A 7,718-nucleotide genomic window follows, 5' to 3' on the forward strand; every position below is an offset into this window, starting at 1 on the left:
CTGCTAGCAAACTTGTAACGATTTTAATTGTTTTTTTCATCATATTCACCTATCTATGCTACTGCTACGCTGATATATCGTCTGTTGCCTGAGAATGAAACGTAGCTAATCCAATAATGGCCATCAGACAAAAGTACCTTGTCGTAATTAACACCGTCTCCGGCATCGTAATAAGCCAGTTCTGGTGAGGACATTTTAGGTTCTGCTTTTATACTAGCATGTCCTGAGAAAGTATATCGCCCTTTATCAGGGATAGAAGGTCTTACAACTGCTTTTACAATAGTCGTGGTACCACCTACTCCAACCATTTTGCCGTCGTTTTGAACATAGTACAAGTGAACATTATATTCTCCTAGAGAATTTTTGTGATCACTTGGATTCACGGAAACTTTGTAAGTTCCATCACCTTGCTTAGCTGCAACATACCAGATAATATCATCTTGTCCATTTTCGCTTGACCAAGTTGGTACTTTTACTTCTTTGACACCATTAGGACTTGAAACATTTGAAATGATAACATCAAATGTACCCGTTTGGTCGTTTTTATTTGTGATGGAAATTGTTCCTGTTGGTTCAGCTCTACTTGGAGCCACTGGGGCCGTAGAGGTTCCACTAGTTGTTGGTTGAGTCGCTACTTGATTGATAGCGATATATCTGCGAGCTCCTGAATAAGAAACATAGGAAATCCATTCATAGTTATCGGCTACTAATGTCTTATCATAGTTAACAGAACTTCCATTGTCGTAGTATGCAATGTCAGCACTGGAAATTTTAGGTTCTGATTTGATCCCTTTTCGGCTAGTAAAACGATAAATACCTGAACTTGGTAAAGAGCTAGTCGCTTGACCACTTGTACTTGGAGTAGTGACTGGAGTCGTTGGTCGGGTCGCTACTTGATTGATGGCAATATATCTGCGGGCACCTGAATAAGAGACATAAGAAATCCATTCGTAATTGTCTGCTATTACAGTCTTATCATAGTTAACAGAGCTTCCATTGTCATAGTAAGCGATATCTGCGCTAGAAATCCTAGGTTCTGACTTAATCCCTTTGCGATTAGTGAATCTATAAGTACCTGAACTTGGCAAAGAACCACCGGTACTTGTTCCTGCTGAAGGTGTTGTACTGATTGGAGTTGAAGGCGTACCACTTAAATCTTTGAAGTGAATAAATCCCGCGGGTTTAGAAGTAGGTTGTGTTTGGGTGTGATATGTGTAGTCCATTCCTCCATTTCTAATCCAGTTATACTCTTCAACAACAATGTTACCTCCAACAATCTCAGCGACCCAAGCTACGTGTCCGTAACCACCATCAGTATAGTAAGCTACAGAACCCACTGCTGGAGTGTTATCTACTCTATATCCTAGGCTTCTTGCAACAGCTCCCCACTGTGCTCCATTTCCCATAGCTCTTGGAACTTCAAAGTGGTTAACATTATGCAAGCGATTAGCTACAAATGAGGTGCAATTTCCTGTGTAATATCCCCAAGAGTCCACAGAGTTGGGATTATTTCTCCAAGAAGCAGGGTAGTCATCACCGATAGCTCGTCCTGATCTTGTATTAGCACCATCAGATAATTTGCTATTTTGATTTTGATTCAAGAAATCTTCAACAGTTGCTAAATCATCATCCAGACTTCCTTCGTCATCTACTTTTGTAGTAGCTTTATCTGTGCTTTGATTATCTGCAGGAGTCGTAGGAGCTTCTACGACTTCAGATACCTTGTCTTCAATATTTTCTGTTTTAACTTCTTTGCTAGACTGATCAACTGATGGTGCAGCTGGGGTAATCTCTTTTGTAGTATGTCCTTCTGCAACACCATTTGAAGTGTTTGTAGATAAATCAGTCCTAGTTGCTTCAGCATTTACATGAGAGTCCTCAGATACAGCAGAACTATTTAAACTGCTCCCTGTTCCTTTGGTAGCCTGCGCTACTTCTTGATTAACAGTTGGTGTTTCTTGAGCAGTAGAAACTGCTTCTGTAGTTATAGATGTTGTCGTGCTACTACTATCATTAGTCACACTTCCAACTACTTCTGTAGTCGTTACATCATTGGTGTTGGTCAACTCATCTGCAGATGCTCCTTTAGGTGTTCCCAATAAGAACATCCCAATGAGCACCGAAGCTACTCCGATAGAATACTTTCTGATTGAGAAACGTTGGCTTCGCGTCATCCAAAATAATTTTTTCATAGTTTTGTACTCCATTTAAAATGTTTAAACGAACGCATTTAGAGTTTATTCAGAAATTTAGCATACAATAAAGCAAATTCAGAACAACTCTTTATTATTGATATGTGATTATACAACTATTGTTATTTATCCCTAGGATGATGCGAGTCAATATCAAAATCATCCTCTATGATAAGCACTTGATTCATATTAATACCTTCATTAATTGATTATTGAACAAAATTTGTAATGTTCAGCATTCTAAATGAATTGCCATTTCCATCATGACTCAGCCAGCTATTGTCATACAAGATCTTGATAGCTTCATCAGGCTGATTTTTCAAGTGATACTTTTCCATAATTAATCCCAAGGCAGCAGATACTTTTGGTGCTGCGATTGATGTTCCATACGCATAAGTGAACTGTCCTTGAAGTGTTGGAACAATAATCCAATCTCTTTCAAATAATCTCTCTGCCATCCATTTGTCGTATCCAACTGCTGACAACTCTTTAGAACCGCCTCCAGTTGCGTAGATATCCACTTCAGAACCTCTGTTTGAGAAACTAGAAATGCGATCATCAGCGTCCACTGACCCCACTGTAACAACATTATCTAATTCAGCAGGAATATCTTTTACTGAACCATTAACCTGAGCGTAGTCCTTGCCGTTTGAGCTACCAAGGTGATATTTCAATTCCGCTTGATTGTCTAGATTTAATCCTTCATCGCCTACAGAAGCAACAACTACTGAACCTTGCTTATGGGCAAAATTAACGGCCCGTTGATAAATGTTAATGAGTGCTGTTTTATCACTTTCATCAGTCGAATTTTCAAGCAGATATTCTCCGAAACTTAAATTGATGACATCAACATCATCTTTAGCCGCTTGAATCAATGCTTTTAAAATCCATTGATCTTGGGCATTTCCCTCGTCAAAAACACGATACATTCTCACCCTCATGCCAGGAGCAATTCCGAGGTAACTACCGTTTGAGGATATCTGACCGACAACAGATGTTGCATGACCTGTTTTGTCTAAAACATTTTGGTCATCGACAAGACCAGTGGTCGCATCAGCTGCGAAGTTTTTCACGGAAATAATATTAGAAGATATTTCGGAGTTATCGTTTGTAATCCCTGAATCAATAACTCCAATCGTCGCTTCACCTGAAGATTTATGAGTAAACTTAGTCCCTGTGCTAATGCTCTTTTGCATATCCCATTGATTTTCCCAAAAATCAGAATTATCATTCGTATAGACTTGACCTTTATAAGAATAGCTAATATTGGGTTTAACAGTTAGCTTATCATCCTCCACAATCTCTTCAATCTTACTGCTATTTTCCTCTTTCACATCCTGCTTACTTTTCTCTGTGGAGATGGTCATGAAATTTATCTCAGGGATCTTGTCAGTAACTGTGATACCTTCTTTTTCAAATGCTTTCTCCATATCGTCAACTGATTGAGTTTCTCTTAATAATACATTGTACCGAGTTGTTTCAATGTCAGTTGCTTGAACACAACTTGGTGAACTACCAACAAACAATAATATTGACAATACCGTGCTAGCTAATAATAAATCTCTTTTTTTCATAATCACCTATTTTTGAAAAACCAGTAGATTTTCATAACCTGTTAAATTAGGATAATATGATGGTTCTTCAATCATCTAACCGATTTGGTTTAAATACTGTTTATTTTTTGTGATGTTTTCACCATTAATAAGTATTTCTCCTGAAGTTGGCATAACTAACGACAAGATCATTTTCATTGTTGTTGTTTTACCTGCACCATTTGGACCAAGAAAACCATAGATTTCGCCCTCTCGAACAGTAAACTTTTCTAGTTCCACGGTAGTAACTTCTACACTTTAGAAAGCTTGTGTAATTCAATAATATTTTTCATTTTTAACCTCATGTAGCCCAATAATAAAAAATCTATCCTTTTAATTCTGTTTCTATACTGTAATTGTAAATTGACCACCTAAAGATAACATTAAGATACAAGAAATTTTCCCTTAAAGTTTCGAATTAATAAATTCTCGATAACTTATATTTTAGTTTTTAATAATACTTCAGGAAAATATCTCTCAATGAATGTTCTAGGAAAGGCGTCAAACTGACTGTACAAAACTTCTTTCTGATTCATAAGCTAACCTCTTTCAATTAGTAACATGTAAAAATTACTTGTAAATTTTTCCAGTGACATTCAGCAGAGATTGTATTTACTCCGTGCCCTTTACCACTGCCTAAAAGACTATCTAATTCTTAAACTTGAAATTCTTATAATGCCTCAATAGCTTTGGTACGAATTTTATTTTCATCTTAACTACCCCACTTTTTAATATTAAATTTAACGCATATCTATGCTACTTTATACAATAATTTTAAAATTACTGGTTAAAGAAAAGTTTAAGAAAAAATAAAGCTCTAATTTTGCTCTCTTATTATCCCTAATACGATAACAATAGAAAAGTACCACCTTTAAAAGAAAAACAAAAAGAGGTTTCCCTCTTTTTGTTGCAACATCTAAGATAACCAGACTCATAACATTAAGAACAACAAGTGAATAAAATTGGAATGAATTCATACGATATTCGTGTGAAATAGTTTTAAACACTCCATTTTTCCCAGCACCAATAATTTGATCTAGCTCTTCTAGGCTAATTTCTTTAATTGAATCAACAGCTTCATATTTATTTTGCATAATGCCACCTCTTTTTCGAACCTTGATAGACTGGTTATCTTATTTATTACGAGTTCATTGTAAGACAGGAATACAAATTTATGATAAAGAAAACTTAAAATTATTTTTAAGAATTTTAAATGTCTGAATTTTTTCTTCTGTGACATTATAATTACTTAAATTTATGGTATAATTAAGAAAATTTTTGGAGTTAATATATGAATTTTGAAGTTCAATTACTAAAGAAAAGTATACTAATCGTCGATGATGATGAAGCGCTAAGCGAGTCTATAAAAGAAGTTCTTGCTAGTCGTGGTTTTCAAAATATTCATGTCGCTTACAGCATCAGTGAAGGGATTAATGTTTTCTCAGTATCACATATTGATCTTATTATTTTAGATGTTATGTTGCCAGATGGTGAAGGATATTTACTTTCAGAGTATGTTAGAGAAAGTTCCGATGTTCCTATTTTATTTTTAACCGCTAAAAATAATCCTGACGATGAAATTCGAGGACTTAACTCCGGAGGAGATGACTATGTTACGAAACCATTTTTACCTAAATCTTTAACTTATCGAATTATTGCACTATTAAGGAGGGCATATAAAGATGAGTCAGAAATAATTGAGTTAGATAACTGTACTATAGATTTAAGTAGCGCAAGTGTTAAAAAAAATGATGAAATTTTGTCATTGACACCTACAGAGATACAAATTCTCCGAAAATTATATGCTAATAAAAATTATATCGTCTCTATTGAAACAATTTGTGATACTGTTTGGGGACTTGATAGCTATGGCTGTGAAAAATCTCTCATGGTACATATTCGAAATATAAGAGGAAAAATCGAAGACATTCCTTCTAGACCAAATCACCTAATTACCATCAAAGGTCTCGGTTATAAGCTTGTTATATAGATAATTGAGGGATAGCAATGAATATCTTCAAAAAAATTATACTAAAGTTTATTTTTATTATCATAATTGATATCGTACTACTAATTACTGCCTCTAATTATATTCGCAGCCAACAGTCTGCCTCAAATATAGTTGACAAGATATCCAATGGAATTACTTTTTCTAATGGAAACTATGTAGTAAGTTCAGCCGCAAAAAAGTTAATTGATAAAGATAATTTATGGATAATGGTTATTGATAAAAATAGTGGTAAAGAAAAATTCAATGTTAATAAACCTAAAGAAATAGCCAGTCAATTTAATTTTACTGATGCTATTAGATTCTCTAGATATTATCTAAAAGATTATCCTGTATTTACTCAACTAAAAGACGACAACGATGATATATATATTATCGCATTTCCAAAAGACAGTATTATACAATACGGCAATAATTACTTTGAATTGAATAGAATCCAAATCATTCCGATTATCATCCTATCAATTATATTTGCTAATATTTTATTTTGTCTCTTACTATATTGTCACAGCCTTACTTTCTTTAACCGAAATATCAAACCAATTATTAACGCAATTAACAACTTACCAAGTGGTATAAACACTCAAGTAAAATCTGTAAAAGAGCTAGATAAATTGACTCTTGCTGTTAATTCTGCAAATCAACAATTACGTGAAAACGAAAATTTTAAAGAAAATTGGATTTCAGGAATAGCTCATGACATAAAAACCCCACTCTCAGTTATCATGGCTAATACATCATTAGCCATTGAAAAAACAGACAATGATGACCTATTAAAAAATTTGAAACCTACACTAGTTGAGAGTCACTATATTCAAAATTTGCTAAACGATCTCAACATATTCGCTAGACTAACAAACGGTAATTTTAAATTAAATCAAGAAATAACAGATATTATCCCCTTCTTTAGGGAAATAATCATACAAATTATTAATGAAGAGATTTGGAATAATTTTAATTTTGAGTTTATTCCTGATAATAAATTGTTGGGTAAAAAAATGTACATTGAAAAATCTTTGATGTCTAGAGTTATTCACAATCTCATTTATAATTCTGTATTGCATAACCCTTCTGGTTGTAATATTCAGATTGTCCTTAACTATATTTCTCGTAATAAATTTTCAGTTATTATACGTGATAATGGAATTGGAACCTCTACAGATAGACTTAAAAATATTAATAAAATTGAGGAATTTAATTTTGATATTTCTGGGGCTCGCAGAAGTGGTATGGGACTAAAAATTTCTAACCAAATTGTTGATTTACATGGAGGTAGTATGATTATCACAAGTGAACAAGGAGAATATTTTCAAACAGAAATTATCCTTCCTATTGAATCACCTACCTTATAGTACCCAGTCATTCCATTTTAAATAATTGAGTTTTGGAATTCTGTCAATATTTTGGACACATTTTAGGAGAAAAATTTGAAGGCTAGCGCCCTTCGGTTGCTGGACTCCTTCTACGAGATCATAAAATGAATTTTATAAGCGCGTAGAAGGAGTGCTATTAACTAAGCAATTTGTTTTTAAAATTCATTCGGACAAAGATAGTTCAGTTTGCTGTGGCGCCTCCTCGAATTATAAAAACCTCCGATATACTTAAAAATACTATCGTAACAGGTCTGAAAATCTTTATAACCAATATTAGCTTCGGCGTAAATACACTCCTTTTTGATCGTTGCGTGAAATGACTCTATACAACTATTGTCATATGGGCATCCCTTAGCACTATAGGAATGTTGAATACAGTGGTGTTCAAGAAATCATTGCACACGATCCATTCTATCAAAATGAGATTGCCCAATATGATATCATTGAATTTGAGGCAAGTAAGTATTGTCCGGAATTTGAAACTATCATCAGTAAACCTTTTGACGACAAGTAGGTTTATTAGGAATCTATATACAAAAGGAATTTTCAGCAC

At 34.1% G+C, this 7,718-nt stretch carries 6 protein-coding genes and 3 pseudogenes; 3 read left to right on the forward strand and 6 right to left on the reverse strand.

What is annotated here, in order from left to right:
* Nucleotides 1-53: 53 nt before the first annotated feature.
* The 5 genes and pseudogenes from HMPREF9425_RS07960 to HMPREF9425_RS10735 form a co-directional block, all read right to left on the reverse strand.
* Entirely contained in the window at nt 54-2,192 is a 2,139-nt protein-coding gene (locus HMPREF9425_RS07960; protein WP_037621592.1) for an SH3 domain-containing protein, read from the reverse strand.
* Between the two features lie 209 nt (nt 2,193-2,401).
* Nucleotides 2,402-3,766, reverse strand: a complete 1,365-nt coding sequence (locus HMPREF9425_RS07965) for a S8 family peptidase (RefSeq protein WP_003098069.1) — start codon at nt 3,764-3,766, stop codon at nt 2,402-2,404.
* Between the two features lie 9 nt (nt 3,767-3,775).
* A pseudogene (locus HMPREF9425_RS07970) lies at nt 3,776-4,077 on the reverse strand (ATP-binding cassette domain-containing protein); the annotation flags it as partial.
* A gap of 260 nt (nt 4,078-4,337) precedes the next feature.
* Nucleotides 4,338-4,427 (reverse strand): annotated as a pseudogene (locus HMPREF9425_RS10535) (type A2 lanthipeptide); the annotation flags it as partial.
* 118 nt (nt 4,428-4,545) lie between these two features.
* Nucleotides 4,546-4,878, reverse strand: a complete 333-nt coding sequence (locus tag HMPREF9425_RS10735) for a lacticin 481 family lantibiotic (protein ID WP_003098073.1) — start codon at nt 4,876-4,878, stop codon at nt 4,546-4,548.
* Between the two features lie 197 nt (nt 4,879-5,075).
* Here HMPREF9425_RS10735 and HMPREF9425_RS07980 point away from each other — a divergent pair, with 197 nt between their 5' ends.
* Both HMPREF9425_RS07980 and HMPREF9425_RS07985 read left to right on the forward strand, forming a co-directional pair.
* Entirely contained in the window at nt 5,076-5,774 is a 699-nt protein-coding gene (locus HMPREF9425_RS07980; protein ID WP_003098075.1) for a response regulator transcription factor, read from the forward strand.
* 17 nt (nt 5,775-5,791) lie between these two features.
* Nucleotides 5,792-7,144: a sensor histidine kinase gene (locus tag HMPREF9425_RS07985; protein ID WP_003098077.1), complete on the forward strand. Its 1,353-nt coding sequence runs from the start codon at nt 5,792-5,794 to the stop codon at nt 7,142-7,144.
* Between the two features lie 176 nt (nt 7,145-7,320).
* Here HMPREF9425_RS07985 and HMPREF9425_RS10740 read toward each other — a convergent pair whose 3' ends face one another.
* A complete protein-coding gene (locus HMPREF9425_RS10740) occupies nt 7,321-7,539 on the reverse strand; it encodes an integrase core domain-containing protein (protein WP_081448752.1) in 219 nt (72 codons plus the stop codon).
* An 8-nt stretch (nt 7,540-7,547) separates the two neighbouring features.
* Here HMPREF9425_RS10740 and HMPREF9425_RS10615 point away from each other — a divergent pair.
* Nucleotides 7,548-7,679 (forward strand): annotated as a pseudogene (locus HMPREF9425_RS10615) (YciI family protein); the annotation flags it as partial.
* Between the last annotated feature and the right edge of the window lie 39 nt (nt 7,680-7,718).

It is taken from the genome of Streptococcus vestibularis ATCC 49124 (genome assembly GCF_000188295.1).
Classification (GTDB): Bacteria; Bacillota; Bacilli; order Lactobacillales; family Streptococcaceae; genus Streptococcus; species Streptococcus vestibularis.

Coding starts and splice junctions, on each gene's coding strand:
- HMPREF9425_RS07960 (WP_037621592.1), bottom strand. CDS start 2,192: ATGAAAAAATTATTTTGGATGACGCGAAGCCAACGTTTCTCAATCAGA.
- HMPREF9425_RS07965 (WP_003098069.1), bottom strand. CDS start 3,766: ATGAAAAAAAGAGATTTATTATTAGCTAGCACGGTATTGTCAATATTA.
- HMPREF9425_RS10735 (WP_003098073.1), bottom strand. CDS start 4,878: ATGCAAAATAAATATGAAGCTGTTGATTCAATTAAAGAAATTAGCCTA.
- HMPREF9425_RS07980 (WP_003098075.1), top strand. CDS start 5,076: ATGAATTTTGAAGTTCAATTACTAAAGAAAAGTATACTAATCGTCGAT.
- HMPREF9425_RS07985 (WP_003098077.1), top strand. CDS start 5,792: ATGAATATCTTCAAAAAAATTATACTAAAGTTTATTTTTATTATCATA.